Here is a 19,898-nt window from a genome sequence, read left to right as displayed (position 1 = left end):
ACACCCGTTGCCACTGTCTTTCGTCGAATCCAGGAGATAACCGATGGCCCGCGTCAAACGCGGCGTGACCAGTCACGCGAAGCACAAGAAAGTCCTGAAGGCCGCCAAGGGCTATTACGGCCGGCGCAAGAATACGATCCGGATCGCCAAGCAGGCGGTCGAGAAGGGCATGCAGTATGCCTACCGCGATCGCAAGAACAAGAAGCGCACGTTCCGCGCCCTCTGGATCCAGCGACTCAACGCGGCGGTCCGCGAGCACGGCCTGACCTATTCGCGCTTCATCAACGGTCTGGCCAAGTCCGGCATCATCGTCGACCGCAAGGCTCTTTCAGAGCTCGCGATCCACGAGCCGGCGAGCTTTGCCGCCGTCGTCGAGAAGGCGAAGGCCGCGCTGCCGGAGAACACCGCCAAGGCCGCCTGATCCAGGCCTGAGGCGAGACGAACGGAAGGCGCGGTTCCCCAGGGAGCCGCGCCTTCGTCGTTGACGAGGCCCCGCGCCCAGCGCTTGCGCCCGGGCGCACAACGCGCGAGAGCACGCCCGCGACCGCCGCCGACTCCGCCAACCCTGCTCGAAGACAGCGATGACCGATCTCGACACCCTCGAACGCGATCTCCTGGCCCAGGTGAGCGCTGCGTCCGACGAGGCAGCCCTCGATGCGGTTCGCGTCGCCGCGCTCGGCAAGAAGGGCAGCGTCTCGGATCTCCTGAAGACGCTCGGGTCGATGACGCCGGACGAGCGCAAGGAGCGCGGCCCGTTGATCAACGGCCTGCGGGACCGGATCCAGGGCGCCGTCACCGCGCGCAAGACCGAGCTCGGCGAGGCAGCGCTAGAGGCCCGCCTCGCCTCCGAGCGGGTCGACGTGACCCTGCCGGTCCGCGAGGCCCCGGAGGTCCGCGGCCGGATGCACCCGATCTCCCAAGTGATCGACGAGATCACCGCGATCTTCGCCGACATGGGCTTCGCGGTGGCCGAGGGTCCGGACATCGAGACGGACGAGCTGAACTTCACGGCCCTCAACTTCCCGCCCGGCCACCCCGCCCGCGAGATGCACGACACCTTCTTCCTGGCTCCGGACCGCGACGGGAAGCGCAAGGTGCTGCGGACCCATACCTCGCCCGTGCAGGTGCGGACCATGCGGGCGCAGACGCCACCGATCCGGGTGATCATCCCGGGCCGGACCTACCGGCACGATTCCGACCAGACCCACACGCCGATGTTCCATCAGGTCGAGGGGCTGGTGATCGACACGAACGCCAATATCGCCAACTTGAAATGGGTGCTGGAGGAGTTCTGCAAGGCGTTTTTCGAGGTCGAGGGCGTGAAGATGCGCTTCCGCCCGTCGTTCTTCCCGTTCACGGAGCCCTCCGCGGAGGTCGACATCCAGTGCTCGCGCAAGGGCGGCGAGATCCGCTTCGGCGAGGGCGACGATTGGCTGGAGATCCTGGGCTGCGGGATGGTCCATCCGAACGTGCTGCGCAATTGCGGGCTCGACCCGGACGCCGTGCAGGGCTTCGCGTTCGGCGTCGGCATCGACCGCATCGCTATGCTGAAATACGGCATGCCGGACCTGCGCCCGTTCTTCGAGGCCGACGTCCGCTGGCTCGACCATTACGGCTTCCGGCCGCTCGACGTGCCGAGCCTCGTGGGCGGCCTCACCGCTTGAGCCACATGCGCTCTCATGCGGCCGTCCGGCTCCGGTGACGGCCCCGCGATCCTGTTCCTCCGACGGTTGAGCCGACCTCAGGCTCTCGAAGGTCCATCATGAAATTCACCCTCTCCTGGCTTAAGGACCACCTCGATACCGAGGCTTCCCTCGACACCATCGCCGAGACGCTCACGCGGATCGGCCTGGAGGTGGAGGGTGTCGACGACAAGGCTGCTGCGCTCAAGCCCTACGTGATCGCCCGGATCCTGACGGCCGAGCAGCATCCGAACGCCGACCGGCTCAGGGTCTGCACCGTCGACACCGGCGCGGGCGCGCCCGTGCAGGTGGTCTGCGGCGCACCGAACGCCCGGGCCGACCTCGTCTCGGTCTTCGCACCGCCCGGCACCTACGTGCCAGGCAAAAACATTACCCTGTCGGTGGGCACGATCCGCGGCGTCGAGAGCCGCGGCATGCTGTGCTCGGGCGCCGAGCTCGGTCTCGGCGATGACCATGACGGAATCCTGGAACTCCCGACCGACGCGCCGATCGGCCAAGCCTACGCCCTCTATGCCGGGCTCGACGATCCGGTCATCGAGATCAACCTGACGCCGAACCGTCCGGACTGCACCTCGGTCCACGGCATCGCCCGCGACCTCGCGGCCGCCGGCATCGGCACACTCAAGCGCGACACCCTGCCGGCCGTGCGCGGCGAAGGCCCCTGCCCGGTCGAGGTCGAGCTGGCGTTCGAGCCGGCCGACCGGCACCTTGCCCCGCTGTTCGCCCTGCGGCTGGTGCGCGGCGTCCGGAACGGCCCGTCGCCGGCCTGGATGCAGGCGCGGCTGCGCGCCATCGGCCTGCGCCCGATCAACAGCCTCGTCGACATCACAAACTACGTCACGTTCGACCGCGGCCGGCCGCTGCACGTCTTCGATGCCGCCAAGGTCGCCGGCAAGCTGACAATCCGGCGGGCGCGCGAGGGCGAAAGCCTGCTCGCCCTCGACGGCCGAACCCATGCGCTCACCGACGATACGGTGGTGATCGCCGACGCGAACGGCGTCGAATCCATCGCCGGCATCATGGGCGGCGAGGCGTCCGGCTGCGACGCCGGCACCACCGACGTGCTGATCGAGTCGGCCCTCTGGGATCCGGCCAACATCGCCCAGTCCGGCCGCCGCCTCGGCATCATCACCGACGCGCGCTACCGGTTCGAGCGCGGTGTCGATCCGGCCTTCACGCTGCCCGGCCTCGATTGGGCGACGCGGCTGGTCACCGATCTCTGCGGCGGCACGCCGACCGAGGCACACATTGCCGGTGAGCTGCCCGACTCCGAGCGGATCATCGAGTTTCCCTGGACCGAGGTCCGCCGCCTCGCCGGCCTCGAAGTCCCGCACATCGAGATGAAGCTGATCCTCGAGACGTTGGGCTTCCAAGTCTCCGGCACCGGCGACCGGGTGAAGGTGCTGACGCCGTCGTGGCGACCGGATGTGGAGGGCAAGGCCGACCTTGTCGAGGAGGTCGTGCGCATCGCGGGCCTGGACCGGATCGAGGCCAAGCCCCTGCCCCCGCTCGCCGGAATCGGCCGTCCGCTGCTCACCGTGATGCAGAAGCGCACCCGCGTCGCCAAGCGCGCCCTGGCGAGCCGCGGGCTCATGGAGGCGGTCACGTGGTCGTTCGTGCCGCATGCCGACGCCGAGCTGTTCGGCGGTGGTGGCGCCGACCTCGTCCTGGCGAACCCGATCGCGTCCGAACTGTCGGACATGCGGCCGAGCCTGTTGCCGGGTCTCCTGCGTGCGGCGCAGCGCAACGCCGATCGCGGCTATCCGGACGCGGCCCTGTTCGAGGTCGGACAGTGCTTCGCCTCGGACGAGCCGGAGGGCCAGACCATCCGCGCGGCGGCGGTCCGCCGCGGCGGCGCCACCCTGGCCGGCGCCGGGCGGCACTGGGATGGTGCCACCGCGACCGTTGATGCCTTCGACGCCAAGGCGGACGCCCTCGCCCTGCTCGGAAGCCTCGGCGTCCCGACAGGCGGTCTGCAGATCACGGCGGGTGGCCCGTCCTGGCTGCATCCCGGCCGCTCGGGCACGCTGCGCTTCGGTCCGAAGACCGAGATCGGCTGGTTCGGCGAGGTACATCCGCGGACGCTTCAAGCCCTCGACCTGAAGGGGAACCTCGTGGCCTTCGAGATCGTCCTCGATGCCCTGCCCTTACCCAAGCACAAGCCCACCAAAGCGAAGGCCGCTCTGGCGCTGTCGGAATTGCAGCCGCTGTCGCGCGACTTCGCCTTCGTGGTCGGCCGCGACGTGCCGGCAGCGGACATCGTGAAGGCCGCCCAGAACGCCGAGCGCAAGCTCGTGACCGGAGTCGACGTCTTCGATCTTTATGAGGGCCCCGGCGTGCCCGAGGGCTCGAAGTCGGTCGCGATCGCGGTGCGGCTGCAGCCGCTGGAGCGGACCCTGACCGACGCAGAGATCGAGGCGGTGAGCGCCAGGATCGTTGCCGAGGTGTCACGCAAGACGGGCTCTACGCTCCGGAGCTGAGGAGGATCGCGTGGACCGGATTGCCCTGCTCATCGATGACCTCGCCGCGGCCGAGCATCGGCCGACCGCGGCTTTGCGCGAGGCTCTGAAGCATCCGGCCGCGGTCGCCGACGCGACCCTGCCGCTGCTCGAAGCGGCGGCCGACCGGCGCGCGCTGACCCCGGAGCAGACCAACCTCCTCTTCTGGGGCTTGCACGTCATGGCGCATGCCCGGGACGCGCGCGCGCTCGCGCCGCTCCTGCGCCTCCTGCGACAGGACGAGGAAGATCTCGACGCGCTCCTCGGCGACGCCCTCACGGCGACCCTGGCCAAAGTCCTGGCGAGCCTGTTCGACGGCGATCCGGCCCCCCTCTTCCGCCTGATCCTCGACAGCACGGTCGACGATTTCGCCCGCATGGCCCTGCTCTCCGCCTGCACCTTCCTGACCCTGGAGGGGCGAATCGACCGCGCCGCCATGCACGACCTCCTTGTCCGCTTCGACGATGCGAAGGCCGCCGTCGAGGAGGCACCGGTCTGGGCCGGCTGGGAGGAGACGATCGCCCATCTGGGCTTTCGGGATCTCGCGCCTCGGGCGGCGGCGGCCCGCGCCGACGGACGCCTGACCGACGAGGTCAGCGACGCCGCGTGGTTCAAGGAGGCCTTGCGCAAGGCGGAGACCAAGCCGGATGACCGGGATCGGCTCGGCCCGTACCAATACGGCTACCTCGACGATCCGGTGGACGCGCTCGACTGGACCGTCGAGGGTGCGGGCGAGCCGCAGCGCAACCCGCTCAAGGATGTCGGCCGGAACGATCCCTGCCCCTGCGGATCGGGCAAGAAGTTCAAGAAGTGCTGTCTCGGCAGGGTCGAGGCGGAGGGGCCGTGGATGCCGCCGGAGCCGCTAGGCCGCTGAGGCGGCCGTCCCGCTGAGCGGATTCTCGGGATCCCAGCCGTAGCTCAGCGTCTCGAAGCGCATGGAACGGGCATCGACCATCAAGAGGCGCCCGACGAGCGGCTCGCCGAAGCCCGCCACGGCGCGAAGCACCTCCATGGCCATCAGCGAACCCATGACGCCGGCCAAGGCCCCCAGCACGCCGGCCTCCGCGCAGGCGGGTACGCTGCCGGGCGGCGGTGGGTTCGGGAACAGGCAGCGGTAGGTCGGGTTCGGAAGCCCGTCGGAACCGGTCTCGTGCGCGCGGATCGTGGTCAGCGTGCCGTCGAAGCGACCGAGGGCCGCCGTGACTAGCGGACGCCGCGCATGGAAGCAGGCATCGGATACGGTGTAGCGCGTGGCGAAATTGTCGGATCCGTCGGCCACAAGGTCGTAGCCAGCAATCAGGTCGGCCGCGTTGTCCGGCTCGATCCGGAACGGATGCCGGACCACGGTCACGTGCGGGTTGAGTCGCGCCACCGCATCGGCAGCGCTCTCGACCTTCGGCCGGCCGAGATCCGGCGTCCCGTGGATCACTTGCCGCTGAAGGTTCGACAGGGAGACCGTGTCGTCGTCGACGAGGCCGATCGTCCCGATCCCGGCCGCGGCGAGGTACTGGATCAGCGGCGCGCCGAGCCCCCCTGCTCCGACGACGAGGATCCGCGCAGCCTTGATCCGGGCCTGACCGGGTCCGCCGACTTCGGCGAGGACGAGGTGGCGGGCGTAGCGTTCAATCTCATCGGGAGCGAGGGCCATAGCCTGCCCATAATCCGCGGCGCCCCCGATCGGAAGCGCTGAAAAAGACGACGCCGCCCCCATGAGAGGGCGGCGCGGGTCTCGCGACTCTGGATCCGACCGCGCTCAGCGCGGCGCGAGGATCATGATCATCTGCCGGCCTTCGAGCATCGGCTCGCTCTCGACCTTGGCGATCTCGGCCGTCTCATGCTTGACGCGCTCCAGGAGGCGCAGACCGATATCCTGGTGAGCCATCTCACGACCGCGGAAGCGCAGGGTCACCTTGACCTTGTCGCCCTCCTCGAAGAAGCGGTGCACCGACTTCATCTTGGTGTCGTAATCGTGCTTGTCGATACCGGGGCGGAGCTTGATCTCCTTGACCTCGACCGTCTTCTGACGCTTGCGCGCCTCGTTCTGCTTCTTCTGCTCGTTGAAGCGGAAGCGCCCGTAATCGAGCAGCTTGCAGACGGGCGGCACGGAGTTCGGCGCGATCTCCACGAGATCGAGGCCGACTTCCTCAGCCAGATTGAGGGCGTCGAAGAAGGGGACGACGCCGCGGTTCTGCCCGGTATCGTCGATCAGCTGCACTTCCCGCACCCCGCGTATGTCGCGGTTGGCGCGCGGCCCGTCCTTCTGCGGGGCCGGCATGGCTCTCATCGGTCTACGAATGGCTCAGGTCTCCTGCTGCAACGACGAAACGGCGGACCGGACGACTCCCGTGGGAATCGCCTGACCGCCAGCCGTTCCGGTCTCGTCCGGACATACTACGTTGGGGGAAGCGCGGCCAGAGTCAACGGCCTACAATGGCAGCGCTCAAAATAATAACCCGCCGTGATGGCGCGACCGGCGACCGCGCTGCGTGACTGTTCGAGGCCCTTGACCTCGAGCGCGCTCGAAGCGGTACCCGTGTTGCCGTCGAGACGAGAGCAGGCACCCATGAAGATCGGAGATCTCGCCAGGCGATCAGGCTTATCGGTCCATACGCTTCGTTACTACGAGCGTATTGGGCTGATACCCTTCGCAGACCGAGACCGATCCGGGCGGCGGGATTACGATGTTTCAATCCTCACGTGGATTGCCTTCCTCGGTCGCCTGAAAGCGACCGGAATGCCGATCAGCGAGATGGTGCGCTACGCCGATTTGCGGGCTCAAGGCGCCACGACGGCTCCTGAACGCCGACGGCTGCTTGATCATCATCGCGCGCAAGTGGCTCGAACCATCGCCGAATTCCAGAGCTGTCTACTCGTCCTCGACGCGAAAATCGCCGGCTACGGCGACAGCCCCGAGAGGATCATCGATGACACAGACGCAAACGCCGGACGTAAGCCGGTTCGATCGCGGGCAGCGGGCCCTCTCTGACATCGACGGTGAGGCCGGGGAAGCGGTCGTGGCGGCCCTTGCAGACATCGCGCCGGACTTCGCCCGCTATTTGATCGAGTTTCCGTTCGGCGACATCTACAGTCGCCCGGGTCTCGACCTCCGCAGCCGCGAGATCGCGACGATCGCGGCCCTCGCCGCACTCGGCAACGCGGCGCCACAACTTAAGGTGCATATCGCGGCCGGTCTCAACGTCGGCCTGACCCGGACCAAAATTACCGAGATCCTGATGCAGATGGCCGTCTACGCCGGGTTCCCGGCGGCATTGAACGGGCTGTTCGCCGCGAAAGAGGTGTTCGCACGACATCCAAAGCCAGCGGAGACAGCCTGAGCCGACGCGTCGCCTACCGGTCGCGCGCCAGCAGTTCCGCGTAGACCGCGAGCGTGTCACCCGCCATCCGCTCAAGAGAGAAGTTGGCCTCGACATGCGCGCGGCCCCTGCGCGCGAGCGCGTCGCGGGCGCTGGCGCCGAGCGATAGGGCTTCCGTGAGCGCCGCCGCCAGCGCGGCGGCGTCTCCGGGGGGTACGCGCCAGCCGGTGCGCTGACCGGCGGGTACGTCTGGCGGGGCTAGAACCGTTTCCGGGACGGCGCCGAGATCCGAGACGACCACCGGCGCGCCGAGCGCCTGCGCTTCGACGGCGGAGCGCCCGAAGGCTTCGGGCTCGACGGATGGCACAGCAACCACCGAGGCAGCCCGGTAAGCCGCCGGCATGTCGGTGCAATGGCCGACCCTGCGGACAACGCCGCCCAGGTTCCGTGCCGCGATCAGCGCATCAAGCTCGCGCTCGTAGGCGGCGCGGCCCTGCGGGTCGCCGGCCAGCACGACCGCGATATCCGGAACGCCCCGGTCGCGCATTTGCGCCACCGCCTCGATCAGGACGCGATGCCCCTTCCAGGCTGTCAATCGGGCCGCCAGAAGAATCACCCGCTCGTGCGGTGCCACGTTCCAGGCGCGGCGCAGGGCTTCGACCCGGGCCGTGCCGACGGCCACCGGATTGAAGGTGGACAGGTCCGTTCCGCGATGGATGACCCGGACGCGATCGCCGGCCTGCTCGGCGTGAAGGCGATTGATCAGCGACGCCGTGTAGTGCGAATTGGCGATCACCACGTCGCCACGAGCCATGACTGAGTTGTACAGCACCTTCACGCTGGTGCGGCCGGAATAGCTGCCGTGAAAGGTGGTGACGAAGGGCAGTCCGAGCCGACGCGCGGCACCGAGGGCGACCCAAGCCGGAGCCCGGGAGCGCGCATGGATGATCTGCACGCGCTCCCGGCGGCAGAGCGCCATGAGCCGCAGGACGTTCACGGCCATCAGGACCGGGTTCTTCGACGCCGCGGGGAACGGGTGCCAGTGCCCGCCCTTCGCCTGCAGCTCTCCGACCAGCCGCCCGCCCTCGGTCGCGACCAGGGGGCGGGCGCTGACGGCCGCCAGGGCAGCCGCGACGTCGACGGTTGTCCGCTCCGCGCCGCCGGCGTCGAGTTCGGGGATGATCTGCAGGATCCGCGCTCCGGCCAGGACGCCGATCTCCGTCGGGAAGCCCGACAGACCGCGGCGCTCGTCGCCCATTCGCGGTCCCTCGGCGAGGACGCGCATGCCCCCGGCCGGTATCTGCCAAATGCTCGCTGCCATTGCTCCAGCATCAACGCCGCGCTTTACGGTCCGGTAAACGGAAATTGAAATCGACTCGGTCAGGGAAGGACTTCGTCCGATCCCAGACGGAGTTATCGGAGAATACGATGAGCGATCCAAGCCCCGCATTCATCATGGTCGGTACCGGCAGCGCCGTGCGCCGCATCGCGGTCCGCGTGCGCGACGGCGCGGGGCCGCCGGTCGTGTGGCTGGGCGGATTTCGTTCGGACATGAGCGCCACGAAGGCGACAGCCCTCGATGATTGGGCCAACCAGGCGGGGCGCAAGCTGGTCCGATTCGACTATGCCGCCCACGGGGCGTCCAGCGGCACCTTCGCGGATTGCACGATCTCGTCGTGGCTCGAAGACGCGCAGGCTGTGCTCGCCGCACAGGTCGACGCGCCGCCGATCCTGGTCGGCTCGTCGATGGGCGGCTGGATCGCCTGTCTCGCGGCACGTGCTCGCGCGGCGGAGGGCGCGAAGACGGCCGGGCTGGTCCTGATCGCGCCCGCCCTGGACTTCACCGAGGACCTGATCTGGAATCGCCTGAGCGAGGACGCCCGCAAGATGCTCCTGCGGGACGGCGTCCTCCGCCGGCCGAGCGACTATGCGCCGGAGCCGGATCCGATCACCCTGAAGCTCATCGAGGATGGGCGCGAGAAGTGCCTGCTCGACCGCCAGTTCGATCCCGCCTGCCCGGTCCACATCCTCCAGGGCATGCGCGACACCGATGTGCCCTATAAGCACGCCCTCAAGATCCTTGGGCGGCTGCCGGCGGAAGGCACCGTCGCCACCCTGATCGCCGACGGCGACCACCGCCTGTCGCGGCCGCAAGACATAGCGCGGCTCATCGCGGCGGTGGCCGAAATCGGCTGATCCGGACCCTTGGATGGGCCCTGTGTTCGGGTCAGTGGAGGCTGACAGGCTGCAGGTCGTGCGCGAACGCGTTGGCCAGCACGACATCGCGGGAGTCGGCCAGCATGATCGGCGCGCCGCTCGCCGAGAGAAGGGCGAACAGATCCAGGCCGGGCGTCAGTTCCGGAGCCTGCGGGAAGAAGCGGCGCACCTCGTCGGACCGGATCGGCCGGACGTAGGCGATATGCCCCTCGCCCAGCGCAGCGAGATCCGCCGGCTGGAAATCGGCCGGATCGAGATCGGCGGGGGTCAGGGGCGACATGTTCAGATCGGTCATCAATGCCCTCCTGGGGTGGCAGAGCGTCCACCGCCGGTCCAAGCGGCACCAGCGGATCGAGCCTGATGTGGGGATGATCGACGTCCAATCAATCGGACGGTCGATCTGTCTCAGCCGCGGGCGCCGATATCGATCTTCCGCACGATGCGGTCGGGCTCCGGACGCACCAGATCGATGGACAGCAGGCCGTTGGCGAGGTCTGCCCCCAGAACCTCCATGCCGTCGGCCAGGAGAAAGGTCCGTTGGAACTGGCGGGCGGCAATGCCGCGATGGAGGAAGTGGCGCTCGCGCTCGTCCACCTGCCGGCCGCGGACCACCAGCTGGCTCTCCTCCAGCATCACGTCGAGCTGGTCCCGGGTGAATCCGGCCACCGCCAGCGTGATGCGCAGACGCTCGGGCTCGCTCTCCGTTCGGGGCAGACGCTCGATGTTGTAGGGCGGATAGCCATCGTTGGCGGCCTTGGAGACCCGGTCGAGCGCCTGCTCGATCTCATCGAAGCCAAGCAGGAACGGGTGCCCGAAGGGCGAGGATCGGGTCATCGCGGCCGTCATCCAGAAAGCGAAGCCTCCGCACTCCGGGACTTGCCGCGCCCCGGGGAACGTTGAGCACCTCGACGATGGGGAGCCCGCACGGGACAGCGCTCCGCCGGGCAGAACGCCTCGGCAAGGCAGAGATATGGCCAAGGCCCCCCGAGCCATCAAGGGACGCCCGCCTTTTGTGCGTCAAACGTCCAGGATGGAAGTAAATGGGATATTTTGGCACATCTAATTGGGAAGCTTAGGCAATATCCGAAACGGCCACGCTTCCCGGTAACAGTTTGGAACTGCTCTGATTTTCTCGCCGGGCCTTGATCCCGGCAGCGCTCATGGCTACTGCCGCGGCTGATAAAGGTCCGCCGCTTACGGATCTCCCGCAACTCCCTGCCATGCGAGGCATCGAAGCCCATGAGCGCGCCCTCGACCCCGGCGGATCAGGCGGCGATGCGGCGCGTCACGGACGTGTGCGGTGACGAGGCCGACATCCTGGCGTTGTCGGTGGCCCGCTTCGTGGCCGCCGGCTACATGACCAGCGACGTGGCCTGCTGGAACGCCGCCTTCGACGGCGCCGAGCAGCTGCTCGGCCCTGCGGAAGGCTGCCGCTTCGTCGCCTGCGTGGTGGCGATCATCCGGGCGCTGCGGGCTGAGCGCGATGGCGATTGGTCGTTCATGCCGGCGAGCTGCTGCCGCGTGACCGGGCATGAATGCGCGTTGGTGAAGCTGATCGACCGAGGACGGCGACGGCTTTGGGCGGATCTCGAGGAGGCAGCGGCTGCGATTACCGGGCGTGAGGCAGCGCCTCGCCTCGTCGCTGCGGTCCGCGCGTCGGTCGGACCATTCGATGCAGCGGCCCAGCGCCTCGCGCCGGCGGTCCGTCCCGGCGGCGCGGTCCTGCATTGAGCTGCTTCTGGTGAAGGAAACGGGCCGGACGGCGTGCCGCTTGGCTTGGCTGAAGAGAAAGAGGATATCCGTTCGGTGCTTGCCTTGAGCATACCCCTGTATCGCCGGCGTATCGGGCGCATCGCCCTCGACACGGCCGCCTGCTTCGCGCTCTCGGCGCTTCTCGTCGTTTCGGCGCTCGCTCAGGATGCGTCCGAGAAGGCGGCACCAATCAAGCTTCAGCTCAACAAGGTCGAGACGGCCGGTGAGGCCTGCCGGATCACCATGGTGATCGACAACGCCAAAGGGACCGGCCTGAAATCCTACAAGGTCGACCTCTTCGCCTTCGACACCGACGGCGTCGCGCAGAAGCGGGTGGCCGTGGAGCTCGGCCCGTTTCCGCCCCGCAAGACCACCGTCAAGATCTTCGATTTCCCCGGGATCGCCTGCAACAAGGTCGGCCGGATCCTCCTCAATGACGTCCTGGCTTGCGACGGCGGGGATTCCGCCCGCGAGGCTTGCCTCGAACGGACCGAGACGGAGACCAAGGCCAGCCTCCCCTTCGACCGCTGATGCGGGTGGCTTGAGGGCCGACGAGACCAAACCGCCCTGCAGCGCATGCCGCCGGGCGGCGAGCGGCTTTCGCCGCACAACGCGATGGATGCGGCACGAGACCGCTTGAGATCAGAACGCCAGGAGCCCGCGATGGACCCGACACAAGCCCCGATCGAGGCGGCCCACGACTTCTCGTTCCTCGGCCTGTTCCTTCAGGCCGACCCGATCGTGAAGGGTGTGATGATCCTTCTGGTGATCGCTTCGATCGCGTGCTGGACGGTCGTTTTCGAGAAGGTGATCCGGCTGTCCGCGGCACGGCGTCAGGCGAAAGCCTTCGCGACGCTGGTGCGCTCGGGTGGAAGCCTCGACGGTGACCACAGGGGCATCGCGGGCCACGTCGTTAAGGCCGCGATCGATGCGTGGCGCGACCAGGATTCGTCGGAGACGCGCGCGGAGCGGCGCGAGCGGATCGAGCGGGCCATGAAGGGGGCGCTCACCCTTGAGATGAAGAGACTTCGGACCGGGTTGTCCCTGTTGGCCACCTCAGGCTCGACGGCGCCCTTCGTGGGCCTGTTCGGCACCGTCTGGGGCATCATGAACTCGTTCTCGTCGATCGCCCGCAGCCAGGACACTTCGCTCGCCGTCGTCGCGCCGGGTATCGCGGAAGCGCTGTTCGCGACCGCGATCGGCCTCGTCGTCGCGATCCCTGCCGTGATGGCCTACAACAAGTTGTCGGCTGATATCGGCGGCGTCCAGAGCACGTTCGGATCCTACATCTCCGTGCTCGGGAACCGCCTCGCGCGCGACCGCGCCGGTGCCCACCGCGCCGCCGCCGAGTAACCCCTTCGTGCGCCTGCCCCACAGGAGCCGACCGTAACCGAACCGGAGACGCCCGATGGCGATGGGATCCATTCGCGCGAGCGACGACGACGATCTCGACGACGCGCCGATGTCCGACATCAACGTGACCCCGATGGTCGACGTGATGCTCGTCCTGCTGATCATCTTCATGGTCGCCGCCCCGCTGATGACCACCGGCGTGCCGGTTCAGCTGCCGAAGACGGCGGCGCCCAAGGTGGCGCAATCGAAGAAGCCGCAGGAGGTCACCGTCGACAAGGACGGCAACCCGTCGATCGCCAAGGAGGTGTTCACGATGGACAGCATCGTGCCGCGCCTGCGTGAGATGGCAGCCGCCGACAAGGATCAGGTCATCCTGGTCCGCGGCGACCGCGATGTCCCCTACGGCAAGGTCATGGAAGTGATGGGGCTCGTCGGCCAAGCCGGCTTCACCAAGGTGTCGCTGATCGCCCAATCGCCGGGCGGCGCGGCCCCCGCGGCCCCGGCCGCGCCCGCAGGGACTGCCCGCTGACCCGATGAGCACCTTTACGTTGACGGATCTGCCGGCCGGTCTCGGCGAGCGCCGCCCGTCCGGGCTGATCGCCGCCTTCCTCGTCGCCCTGATCCTGCATGCCCTCGTGCTGGCTGGGGTGATGTTCCTGCGGCTCTCGCCGCCTGCCCCTCCCGGTGAGCAGCAGATTACCGTCGACCTGGCGCCGGTCATGACCGACGCAGCCACCGAGGCCCCGGCCGAGCAGCAGATGAGCCAGGCCGCACCGCCGGAGACGAAGCCCGTCGAGCTGCCGCCCGACGAGGCGGTTCAGCCACCGCCGCCCGCCGAGATGGCGGAAGTGAAGCCCGAGGAGACCCCGGCCGTCGAACCGCCGCCGGCCTCCGAGCCGGTGGAAACCCAGAACCAGGTCATCACCTCGACTTCCGAGGCCGCCGAGCCGCTGGCTGCGCCGCCGACGGAGTTGGCCAAGACCGAGGAGCCACCGAAGCCGGCGCCCGATCCCGCCAAGCTCAAAGCCGAGCGCGAGGCGAAGCTGCGGAAGATCCGCGAGGAGAAGATCCGCGAGCAGAAGCGTGAGGAGGCGCGGCAGGAACGGCTCGAGGAGATCCGTGAGGCGAAGGCGAAAGCCGCGCGTGAGGCGAAAGCGCGCCAAGCCAAGGCGCAGCAGGGTGCCGAATCCCGCAATTCGGCCTCGGCATCGCGTCAGAACGCGGCCGGCCGTGCGGCTGCCGGCAACGATCCCAGTGCGCTGCGCCAGTGGACGGGCGCGATCAGTTCGGCGATCCACGGACGCATGAATGCGGGTGCTGCCAACGGCACGAGCGGAGGAACCGCGGTGGTCCGGTTCACGGTCATGCGTTCGGGTCAAGTCACGGGGGCCGGTCTGGCCCGTTCCAGCGGGGTCGGTCAGATCGATAGCGCCGCCCTCTCGGCGGTTCGCGGTTCTCTGCCGCCGGCGCCGGCCGGGGTGACCCAGTCGAGCCTGTCGGTGTCCATCCCTCTCAACTTCCGCGTGCGCTAAACTCTTCCACACGAAGCTGCCAGAGACCGAACCGGCCCGTTGGATTGAACAGGACTTCCGCCAGCGCGGCCAATATTGTGCGCTGACGTACCGAACGCGCGTCGCGGATTCGCCATCCGACCGAGGAGCGTGCTAAGGCCTTGTCGAAATCGCCTCTGTGCGCGTCCAATGACGCTGCGCGAAAGCGATTGACCCGGCCTTGCCCCTCCCCCATCGAACAGGCCGGGCCCGCCCAGTCACCGTCCCGCGCATCGAGCGCGTGGCCGGAATCGCTGAGCCGGGGCGAAAGGGACAGGATGAGCGACGAGACCGAGTTCGAACTCGACGAAGCGAATGCCATTCGCGACGCGGAAGCCGAAGCGAAGACGCGTGCGGAAAACCGCATCGAGCGGGCGGAGCGCGCCGAGCGCATGGCCCGCGAAGGCGCCCAGGCCATGGCGGAGCACCACGCGGCAATCAAGGCCGTGGACGAGCGAACGCTCCGTCTGCGCTCCCTTCGGCTCGCGAAGGAGGCTGCGGACGCGCAGACCAAAGCCGCCGAGATGAAAGCCAAGGCAGCCGCCAAGAGTGCCGGCAAAGGCGGAGCCAAAAAGGCGGCGCCGAAGAAGACTGCTGCGAAGGATTAGAGGCCGATGGCCGACGATCGCAACCGCCGCCGCTTCACCGATCCCCGCGCGGCGGCCGAAGCCGCTTTTCGGGCCGCCACTACCCCGAAGCCGTCCGAAACACCGCCGCAGCCGGTCTTGCGGCCGGCCGTAGCGCCCGCCGCAATTCCCGGTGCGCGGGAGGTTGTCAGCCTTCGCCTCGACAGCACCGTCCTCGCGCATTTCCAGAAGGATGGGCCGGGCTGGCAGGACCGCATCAACGAGGCGCTGAAGGCGCTCGTCGCCGGCGCCTAGGATTGCCGGCGCCGTCAGCCGGCGGTCGGACGCTGCCGAAGGATTCGGTTGACCGCGTGATCGAGCGCCGACAGCAACGCCGATCGATCGGCGCGTGAAAACGGTTTCGGTCCGCCGGTGACGGCGCCCGCCTCACGCAGCGATTGCATGAGGTCACGCGTTGCGAGCGCCATGCCGATCGACGCCTCGCTGAACGGCTTGCCGGTGAAGGCGAGGACCGTCGCGCCGGCCTTCACGCAGCGTGCGGCGAGCGGCACGTCGGCCGTCAGCACGATGCTGCCGGGACTGGCCCGGGCGGCGATCCAATCATCGGCGGCGTCGAGTTCGGAGCCGACGACGACGCGCACGATCCAGGGCTCGCGCGGCAGGTTCAGCACGCTGTTGGCGACGACGTGGACCGTCAGGCCGTAGCGCGCGGCCACCCGGTACGTCTCGTCCTTCACCGGGCAGGCGTCGCCATCGAGGTAGATCGGCGGGGACGCGCGCGTCGAGGTCATGAGCGCGGCACGAGCTTGGAGATGAAGCCCGCCAGGATCAGCAGGACACCGAGGGCGAACAGCCCGTGCTCGATATCGCCGCCGACCGAGAGCAGGATGGCGCGACCGAACACAATCAACCCGATCAGCGGCAGCCCGAAGCGCAGCGCCATCTTCACGGTAACCAGGACGGTCGAACGCCTCGCGCCGGCTTGCGTCATCAGCGGGCGGCCACCGCACGGCGGGCCGCCAGATCCTCGATCGGCGCGGTCTCGGCGAGGCCCCGCTCGAGCGTGGCCACGGCCAGCGGCGCGCCGCGCCCGCGCAGGGCATGGGCGCCGAGCGAGCGCGCCCGCACGCCTGCCGGCAGGCGCGGCAGCCGCCCGAGAAGATCCTGCGAGATCAGGATACCGACGCCCAGCGGGCGGCACAGGGCTTCGATCCGGGACGTCACGTTCACGGCATCTCCGAAATAGGCGATCTTGTGCCGATCGACGCCGACTTCGGCCGTCACCACGGAGCCGCCGTGCAGGGCCGCCCGCAGCTGGGGCACTGTCCCGAACCGGGCTTTCCAGGCCGCGGCATCCGCCTCGATCCGATCGAGCACATCGAGCAGGCACGTCACACAACGCGCATCCTTGAGCCCTCGGGCCATCGGCCAAGTCACCATGGCCAGATCCCCGATATAATCATCGACGGATCCGCCGTTGCGCCGCACCGGCTCGGCCAGGGTCGCGAAGACGGCGCCGAGATATTCCTGGGCTCTCAGATCGCCATGCGCCTCGGCGAAGGCCGTCGAGCCGACCACGTCGAGGAACAGGAAGATCCGCTCCTCCGCCACCGGCTTGTGGTAGCGGCCGATCATGAAGTTCACGAACACCTCGCCGCCGATGAGGTCGCGCATCCGGATCACGAACACGAGGAGGCCGGACACGGCCAACGCGTAGGCGAGCACACGCGCCGTCATGCGGGTCGCGGTGGCTAGATCGTCGGGCGTGAGGGCGAAAGACCAGACCACCAGCCCGCCGATCGCGTTGCCCGCCATGATCATCAGTACGTAGGCGAGTTCGGCGGCCGGCACGTAGAGCCAAGCCGGGAAACGCCGGATCCGGGCCTGCAAGCCGGCCAGGATCAGGCCGCGATCGAAGGCCAGCACCGTCGCGCCGGTGCAGAGACCGTAGGTGAACCCAGCGAGCGGCGCGGCTCCCGCGGCGAAGATGACATTGTAGAGAAGTCCGGCGCCTGCGGAGGCCAGAAGGATCAGCGCCCAGAACATCCGGTGGGCCGGCAGCATCGGCGCATCTCCAGCATGGCCTACCGATGGACCGCGCCTCGAACCGGGCTCCGCCGTGATGCGAAACCTGCAGACGCGGCAAACCCTCGTCGCCCGATTCCAGGCCATGGCCTAAAGTTCAGCGCCGCGGGTAACACCCACCCATTGCTCAACGCCCCAAGATGGCGCGAGTAAGGCGTGCCGGACGGCGAGCGGCAGAGATACTGCACGCCGAGCGGGGGCCGTCAGCCATGAGGCGCGCCCCTCGAATCAGGTCGCGGCAGGGAAGGGAAGGCTGCCATGTACGCCAGAAGCTTCGGTGCGACGCGCGTCCCGGTTTCGGTGATCGGCCAGGGCACGTGGCACATCGACAGCGCGGACCGCGCGGATGCGGTTCGCGCGCTGCGGGCCGGCATCGATGCCGGCATGACCCATATCGACACCGCCGAGATGTATGGCGACGCCGAAGCGATCGTCGCCGAGGCGGTCGCAGATTGCCGCGAGGAAGTCTTCCTCGTCTCGAAGGTCGTGCCCGGCAATGCCACCCGCCGGGGTGTCGCGCGGGCCTGCGAAGCCTCGCTCCGCCGCCTGAGGACGGACCGGCTCGACAGCTACCTGCTGCATTGGCCGGGGCCGCACCCGCTTGAGGAGACGATCGCGGGATTTGAGGATCTGCGCCGGGCGGGGAAGATCCTCTCCTGGGGCTTGAGCAACTTCGATGTCGACGACCTCGACCGGGCGCTCGTCATCGCCGGTCCGGACCGGATCGCCTGCAACCAGGTCCTGTATCATCTGAACGAGCGGGCGATCGAGCACGCGGTTTTGCCCTGGTGCGAGAAGCACGGTGTTGCGATGGTCGGCTACTCGCCCTTCGGCAGCGGCGAGTTCCCCGATCCCGCAAGCGTCGGCGGGCAGGTCTTGGAGGGAATTGCCCGCGCGCACGGGACGACCCCCTATGCCGTGGCGCTCGCCTTCCTGACGCGGCGCCCCGGAGTCTTCACGATCCCGAAAACGAGCCGCTCCGGCCGGGCAGTCGAGAATGCCGGCGCGGCGGACCTGCATCTGGGCCCGGCCGAGATCGCCATGATCGACTCGCATTTCCCGCGCGGCCCGCGCCCCCGGATGCTGCCGATGCTCTGACCGTCGCCGAGCCTCAGGCGCACCGCGCACGCAGGACCGGCTCCTCGGCGGATGCGGCGCGCACGCGATTGCGGCCCGCCTTCTTGGCCGCGTACAGCGCCGCATCCGCCGCCATGAACAGCGTGTCTGGAGCACCGCCGGAGCCGGGATCGGCACTCGCGAGGCCGATGCTGACGGTGGCGACACCGCCAACCTCCGGAGCGTGGGCGATCTGCAGATTCACCACGGCTCTGCGCACCTGCTCGGCCACGTCGCAGGCGGCCGCGGCGTCGAGCCCCGGCAGGAGCACAACGAACTCCTCGCCCCCGATCCGGAAGCAGAGCCCATCGATCGGATGCGTCCGGCGGATGCAGTCGGCGATCACCTTGAGGACCTCGTCACCGCGGTGATGGCCAAACCGGTCGTTGAACTGCTTGAAGTGGTCCGCATCCACGATCATCAACGCCAAAAACGAGTGGGTTCGGGCGGCACGCGTCCACTCCGCAGCGACGTGCTCGTCGTAGCTGCGCCGGTTGGGAAGGCCGGTCAGGCCATCCGTCCGCGCCAGGATGGCAAGCGCGGCATTGGCCTGCTGCGTGGAGGCTTCGGCGATCGCCCGACGTCCGACTTCCCGATAAAGCAGGATCGTCAGGCAGAAGGTCAGGACGTTCAGGCAGAGGATCAGGACAGCGATGATGGCAGCCTTGTAGATCCAGTGGGCGCGAATGCTCTCGACGCTGGTGGCCACTGTCACGATCAGTGGAAGATCGTGGAGGTTGGTAAAGGCGTAGAGGCGCGCCTCTCCGTCGAGACTCGAAAAACCTACAAACTCGCCCTGCTGATGCGTCTGATAGGTCCGGTAGCCGGGGCTGCTTGCGATGTTCCGGCCGAGCACCGCCGGGCGCTCCGGCGCGCGCATCAGCAGCGTCCCGTCGCGGTGGAAGACATTGATGATCAGGCCGTCATCGAAGCGCAGACGGTCGAAGAGCCGCTGGAAGTGCGCCAGGACGATCGACCCCGTCACGATACCGGCGAAAGCGCCATCGGGCATCTCGATCCGACGGCTCATGCGGATGATCTGGCGCCCCGTCATACGAGAACGGGTCGGCCCCGTCAGGATCAGACCCGCCTGTGGATCGGAACGCAGAGCCTGAAACTCCGGTAGATCACTCAAGTTGAGGGCCGGCGACTGGTTGGGATCGCTCGTCAACCGTACCTGGCCTTCGACGTCCGTAATCGCGGCCAGACCCAGACCCGACTGCAGAGGGGAAAGATTGAAGACGGCCAACCGCCTGAGTTCGGGCTCCAGGGCGGCGATCTCCGGCCGGCGCGCCAGGCGGGCCGCATCACGCAGCGCTTGATCGTAGGACCGGATGCTTTGACCGACCCCCTCCTCGATCACCGCCAGCAGGTTGGCGCCATTGCGTCGTGCGCCATGCCAAGCGATGTCGCGCAGATCGACACAAAGATAGACACCGAGCAAGGTCAGACAGACGAGCAGGCTGGCGCCGGCTGCGGCGATCAGGCGGGTTGCCCGATCCGCGAGATGCGTGTGCAGGGCTATGGCAGCTGATCGCAGGATCATCACCGTCGCGTCACCACGGCTGCAGCCGAACGCGCACTCGCGGTGGCTGTACTCAGAATTGAGGCGAATAATCACCTATGAAGATTGACAAAGGCACCATCGAGAAGATTAGCGATCGGTGAACCGAAGAGCCGGACCGGGGGATGTCACAGGCAGCGCTCGCGCCCAGGAAGGACC

24 protein-coding genes are annotated in these 19,898 nt (G+C 68.2%); 15 read left to right on the top strand and 9 right to left on the bottom strand.

The genetic code is table 11. The annotated features are described in order from the left end of the window. Positions 1 to 43 precede the first annotated feature (43 nt). The 4 genes from rplT to JOE48_RS21870 all read left to right on the top strand — a co-directional run bounded on the left by rplT (position 44) and on the right by JOE48_RS21870 (position 5,075). A complete protein-coding gene (rplT, locus tag JOE48_RS21885; RefSeq protein WP_091778722.1) occupies positions 44 to 421 on the top strand; it encodes a 50S ribosomal protein L20 in 378 nt (125 codons plus the stop codon). A 160-nt stretch (positions 422 to 581) separates the two neighbouring features. After that, complete coding sequence (gene pheS / locus JOE48_RS21880; RefSeq protein ID WP_210032869.1) at positions 582 to 1,664, top strand: phenylalanine--tRNA ligase subunit alpha; 1,083 nt, start codon at positions 582 to 584, stop codon at positions 1,662 to 1,664. 98 nt (positions 1,665 to 1,762) lie between these two features. Beyond that, complete coding sequence (gene pheT, locus JOE48_RS21875) at positions 1,763 to 4,183, top strand: phenylalanine--tRNA ligase subunit beta (RefSeq protein ID WP_210032868.1); 2,421 nt, start codon at positions 1,763 to 1,765, stop codon at positions 4,181 to 4,183. Between the two features lie 10 nt (positions 4,184 to 4,193). Beyond that, positions 4,194 to 5,075: a DUF1186 domain-containing protein gene (locus JOE48_RS21870; protein WP_210032863.1), complete on the top strand. Its 882-nt coding sequence runs from the start codon at positions 4,194 to 4,196 to the stop codon at positions 5,073 to 5,075. Here JOE48_RS21870 and JOE48_RS21865 read toward each other — a convergent pair. Together JOE48_RS21865 and infC are read right to left on the bottom strand one after the other, a co-directional pair. Beyond that, positions 5,064 to 5,849 (bottom strand): molybdopterin-synthase adenylyltransferase MoeB, encoded by a 786-nt coding sequence (locus JOE48_RS21865; RefSeq protein ID WP_210032862.1) that lies wholly within the window; start codon positions 5,847 to 5,849, stop codon positions 5,064 to 5,066. The two genes, JOE48_RS21870 and JOE48_RS21865, sit on opposite strands and share 12 nt — an antisense overlap. A 105-nt stretch (positions 5,850 to 5,954) precedes the next feature. Beyond that, positions 5,955 to 6,476: a translation initiation factor IF-3 gene (gene infC, locus JOE48_RS21860; protein ID WP_238194347.1), complete on the bottom strand. Its 522-nt coding sequence runs from the start codon at positions 6,474 to 6,476 to the stop codon at positions 5,955 to 5,957. Positions 6,477 to 6,764: 288 nt separating this feature from the next. Between infC and JOE48_RS21855 the strand changes: the two genes are divergently transcribed. After that, on the top strand, positions 6,765 to 7,187 hold the full coding sequence (locus JOE48_RS21855) for a MerR family transcriptional regulator (RefSeq protein WP_210032861.1): 423 nt from the start codon (positions 6,765 to 6,767) through the stop codon (positions 7,185 to 7,187). Continuing rightward, the gene (locus JOE48_RS21850; protein WP_210032860.1) at positions 7,126 to 7,536 is read left to right on the top strand and encodes a carboxymuconolactone decarboxylase family protein; all 411 of its coding nucleotides are present in this window, start codon (positions 7,126 to 7,128) and stop codon (positions 7,534 to 7,536) included. Before JOE48_RS21855 ends, JOE48_RS21850 begins: the two co-directional genes overlap by 62 nt. Before the next feature lie 13 nt (positions 7,537 to 7,549). Here JOE48_RS21850 and JOE48_RS21845 read toward each other — a convergent pair whose 3' ends face one another. Continuing rightward, a complete protein-coding gene (locus tag JOE48_RS21845; protein WP_409518603.1) occupies positions 7,550 to 8,800 on the bottom strand; it encodes a glycosyltransferase family 4 protein in 1,251 nt (416 codons plus the stop codon). Positions 8,801 to 8,943: 143 nt separating this feature from the next. Here JOE48_RS21845 and JOE48_RS21840 point away from each other — a divergent pair, with 143 nt between their 5' ends. After that, on the top strand, positions 8,944 to 9,711 hold the full coding sequence (locus JOE48_RS21840) for a carboxylesterase (protein ID WP_210032859.1): 768 nt from the start codon (positions 8,944 to 8,946) through the stop codon (positions 9,709 to 9,711). A gap of 31 nt (positions 9,712 to 9,742) precedes the next feature. Here JOE48_RS21840 and JOE48_RS21835 read toward each other — a convergent pair whose 3' ends face one another. After that, positions 9,743 to 10,027 carry a DUF1150 domain-containing protein gene (locus JOE48_RS21835; protein ID WP_210032857.1) on the bottom strand — a complete coding sequence of 95 codons (285 nt, stop codon included), beginning with the start codon at positions 10,025 to 10,027 and terminating at the stop codon, positions 9,743 to 9,745. 110 nt (positions 10,028 to 10,137) lie between these two features. Beyond that, positions 10,138 to 10,566 (bottom strand): Hsp20 family protein, encoded by a 429-nt coding sequence (locus tag JOE48_RS21830; RefSeq protein ID WP_210032855.1) that lies wholly within the window; start codon positions 10,564 to 10,566, stop codon positions 10,138 to 10,140. A 405-nt stretch (positions 10,567 to 10,971) separates the two neighbouring features. Here JOE48_RS21830 and JOE48_RS21825 point away from each other — a divergent pair, with 405 nt between their 5' ends. The 7 genes from JOE48_RS21825 (at position 10,972) to JOE48_RS21795 (ending at position 15,268) form a co-directional block, all read left to right on the top strand. Continuing rightward, complete coding sequence (locus tag JOE48_RS21825) at positions 10,972 to 11,463, top strand: hypothetical protein (protein WP_210032853.1); 492 nt, start codon at positions 10,972 to 10,974, stop codon at positions 11,461 to 11,463. Positions 11,464 to 11,538: 75 nt separating this feature from the next. Continuing rightward, the gene (locus JOE48_RS21820) at positions 11,539 to 12,015 is read left to right on the top strand and encodes a Tat pathway signal protein (RefSeq protein WP_210032851.1); all 477 of its coding nucleotides are present in this window, start codon (positions 11,539 to 11,541) and stop codon (positions 12,013 to 12,015) included. A 132-nt stretch (positions 12,016 to 12,147) separates the two neighbouring features. Continuing rightward, positions 12,148 to 12,837, top strand: coding sequence for a MotA/TolQ/ExbB proton channel family protein (locus JOE48_RS21815; protein ID WP_210032850.1), 690 nt, complete (start codon positions 12,148 to 12,150; stop codon positions 12,835 to 12,837). 55 nt (positions 12,838 to 12,892) lie between these two features. Beyond that, complete coding sequence (locus JOE48_RS21810; protein WP_192706724.1) at positions 12,893 to 13,366, top strand: ExbD/TolR family protein; 474 nt, start codon at positions 12,893 to 12,895, stop codon at positions 13,364 to 13,366. A 4-nt stretch (positions 13,367 to 13,370) separates the two neighbouring features. Then, positions 13,371 to 14,369 (top strand): energy transducer TonB, encoded by a 999-nt coding sequence (locus JOE48_RS21805; protein WP_210032848.1) that lies wholly within the window; start codon positions 13,371 to 13,373, stop codon positions 14,367 to 14,369. 296 nt (positions 14,370 to 14,665) lie between these two features. Then, positions 14,666 to 14,995 (top strand): hypothetical protein, encoded by a 330-nt coding sequence (locus JOE48_RS21800; RefSeq protein ID WP_210032846.1) that lies wholly within the window; start codon positions 14,666 to 14,668, stop codon positions 14,993 to 14,995. Positions 14,996 to 15,001: 6 nt separating this feature from the next. Then, positions 15,002 to 15,268: a BrnA antitoxin family protein gene (locus JOE48_RS21795; RefSeq protein ID WP_210032844.1), complete on the top strand. Its 267-nt coding sequence runs from the start codon at positions 15,002 to 15,004 to the stop codon at positions 15,266 to 15,268. A 14-nt stretch (positions 15,269 to 15,282) separates the two neighbouring features. Here the strand turns inward: JOE48_RS21795 and JOE48_RS21790 are convergent, their stop codons facing one another. The 3 genes from JOE48_RS21790 to JOE48_RS21780 are packed head-to-tail and all read right to left on the bottom strand — an operon-like array spanning position 15,283 to position 17,038. After that, complete coding sequence (locus JOE48_RS21790; protein ID WP_210032842.1) at positions 15,283 to 15,765, bottom strand: YaiI/YqxD family protein; 483 nt, start codon at positions 15,763 to 15,765, stop codon at positions 15,283 to 15,285. Next, the gene (locus JOE48_RS21785) at positions 15,762 to 15,965 is read right to left on the bottom strand and encodes a hypothetical protein (RefSeq protein ID WP_210032841.1); all 204 of its coding nucleotides are present in this window, start codon (positions 15,963 to 15,965) and stop codon (positions 15,762 to 15,764) included. The genes JOE48_RS21790 and JOE48_RS21785 overlap by 4 nt, the downstream gene beginning before the upstream one ends. Further along, positions 15,965 to 17,038, bottom strand: coding sequence for an adenylate/guanylate cyclase domain-containing protein (locus JOE48_RS21780; protein ID WP_210032839.1), 1,074 nt, complete (start codon positions 17,036 to 17,038; stop codon positions 15,965 to 15,967). Before JOE48_RS21780 ends, JOE48_RS21785 begins: the two co-directional genes overlap by 1 nt. A gap of 279 nt (positions 17,039 to 17,317) precedes the next feature. Between JOE48_RS21780 and JOE48_RS21775 the strand changes: the two genes are divergently transcribed. Further along, a complete protein-coding gene (locus tag JOE48_RS21775) occupies positions 17,318 to 18,157 on the top strand; it encodes an aldo/keto reductase (RefSeq protein ID WP_210032837.1) in 840 nt (279 codons plus the stop codon). A gap of 13 nt (positions 18,158 to 18,170) precedes the next feature. On the opposite strand, the gene JOE48_RS21770 is transcribed toward JOE48_RS21775, so the two are convergent. Beyond that, positions 18,171 to 19,796, bottom strand: a complete 1,626-nt coding sequence (locus JOE48_RS21770; protein ID WP_312893339.1) for a sensor domain-containing diguanylate cyclase — start codon at positions 19,794 to 19,796, stop codon at positions 18,171 to 18,173. Between the last annotated feature and the right edge of the window lie 102 nt (positions 19,797 to 19,898).

The sequence above is a fragment of the Methylobacterium sp. PvR107 genome, from assembly GCF_017833295.1.
In the GTDB taxonomy this organism is placed as follows: Bacteria; Pseudomonadota; Alphaproteobacteria; order Rhizobiales; family Beijerinckiaceae; genus Methylobacterium.
The sequence above is the reverse complement of the archived record's forward strand: the minus strand, read 5'-3'. Positions and strand labels throughout refer to the sequence as shown.

What these genes read in the sequence shown, in the direction of transcription:
- rplT (WP_091778722.1), top strand. Translation starts at nt 44, where the DNA reads ATGGCCCGCGTCAAACGCGGCGTGACCAGTCACGCGAAGCACAAGAAA.
- pheS (WP_210032869.1), top strand. Translation starts at nt 582, where the DNA reads ATGACCGATCTCGACACCCTCGAACGCGATCTCCTGGCCCAGGTGAGC.
- pheT (WP_210032868.1), top strand. Translation starts at nt 1,763, where the DNA reads ATGAAATTCACCCTCTCCTGGCTTAAGGACCACCTCGATACCGAGGCT.
- JOE48_RS21865 (WP_210032862.1), bottom strand. Translation starts at nt 5,849, where the DNA reads ATGGCCCTCGCTCCCGATGAGATTGAACGCTACGCCCGCCACCTCGTC.
- infC (WP_238194347.1), bottom strand. Translation starts at nt 6,476, where the DNA reads ATGCCGGCCCCGCAGAAGGACGGGCCGCGCGCCAACCGCGACATACGC.
- JOE48_RS21855 (WP_210032861.1), top strand. Translation starts at nt 6,765, where the DNA reads ATGAAGATCGGAGATCTCGCCAGGCGATCAGGCTTATCGGTCCATACG.
- JOE48_RS21850 (WP_210032860.1), top strand. Translation starts at nt 7,126, where the DNA reads ATGACACAGACGCAAACGCCGGACGTAAGCCGGTTCGATCGCGGGCAG.
- JOE48_RS21845 (WP_409518603.1), bottom strand. Translation starts at nt 8,800, where the DNA reads ATGCGCGTCCTCGCCGAGGGACCGCGAATGGGCGACGAGCGCCGCGGT.
- JOE48_RS21840 (WP_210032859.1), top strand. Translation starts at nt 8,944, where the DNA reads ATGAGCGATCCAAGCCCCGCATTCATCATGGTCGGTACCGGCAGCGCC.
- JOE48_RS21835 (WP_210032857.1), bottom strand. Translation starts at nt 10,027, where the DNA reads ATGACCGATCTGAACATGTCGCCCCTGACCCCCGCCGATCTCGATCCG.
- JOE48_RS21830 (WP_210032855.1), bottom strand. Translation starts at nt 10,566, where the DNA reads ATGACCCGATCCTCGCCCTTCGGGCACCCGTTCCTGCTTGGCTTCGAT.
- JOE48_RS21825 (WP_210032853.1), top strand. Translation starts at nt 10,972, where the DNA reads ATGAGCGCGCCCTCGACCCCGGCGGATCAGGCGGCGATGCGGCGCGTC.
- JOE48_RS21815 (WP_210032850.1), top strand. Translation starts at nt 12,148, where the DNA reads ATGGACCCGACACAAGCCCCGATCGAGGCGGCCCACGACTTCTCGTTC.
- JOE48_RS21810 (WP_192706724.1), top strand. Translation starts at nt 12,893, where the DNA reads ATGGCGATGGGATCCATTCGCGCGAGCGACGACGACGATCTCGACGAC.
- JOE48_RS21805 (WP_210032848.1), top strand. Translation starts at nt 13,371, where the DNA reads ATGAGCACCTTTACGTTGACGGATCTGCCGGCCGGTCTCGGCGAGCGC.
- JOE48_RS21800 (WP_210032846.1), top strand. Translation starts at nt 14,666, where the DNA reads ATGAGCGACGAGACCGAGTTCGAACTCGACGAAGCGAATGCCATTCGC.
- JOE48_RS21795 (WP_210032844.1), top strand. Translation starts at nt 15,002, where the DNA reads ATGGCCGACGATCGCAACCGCCGCCGCTTCACCGATCCCCGCGCGGCG.
- JOE48_RS21790 (WP_210032842.1), bottom strand. Translation starts at nt 15,765, where the DNA reads ATGACCTCGACGCGCGCGTCCCCGCCGATCTACCTCGATGGCGACGCC.
- JOE48_RS21785 (WP_210032841.1), bottom strand. Translation starts at nt 15,965, where the DNA reads ATGACGCAAGCCGGCGCGAGGCGTTCGACCGTCCTGGTTACCGTGAAG.
- JOE48_RS21780 (WP_210032839.1), bottom strand. Translation starts at nt 17,038, where the DNA reads ATGCTGCCGGCCCACCGGATGTTCTGGGCGCTGATCCTTCTGGCCTCC.
- JOE48_RS21775 (WP_210032837.1), top strand. Translation starts at nt 17,318, where the DNA reads ATGTACGCCAGAAGCTTCGGTGCGACGCGCGTCCCGGTTTCGGTGATC.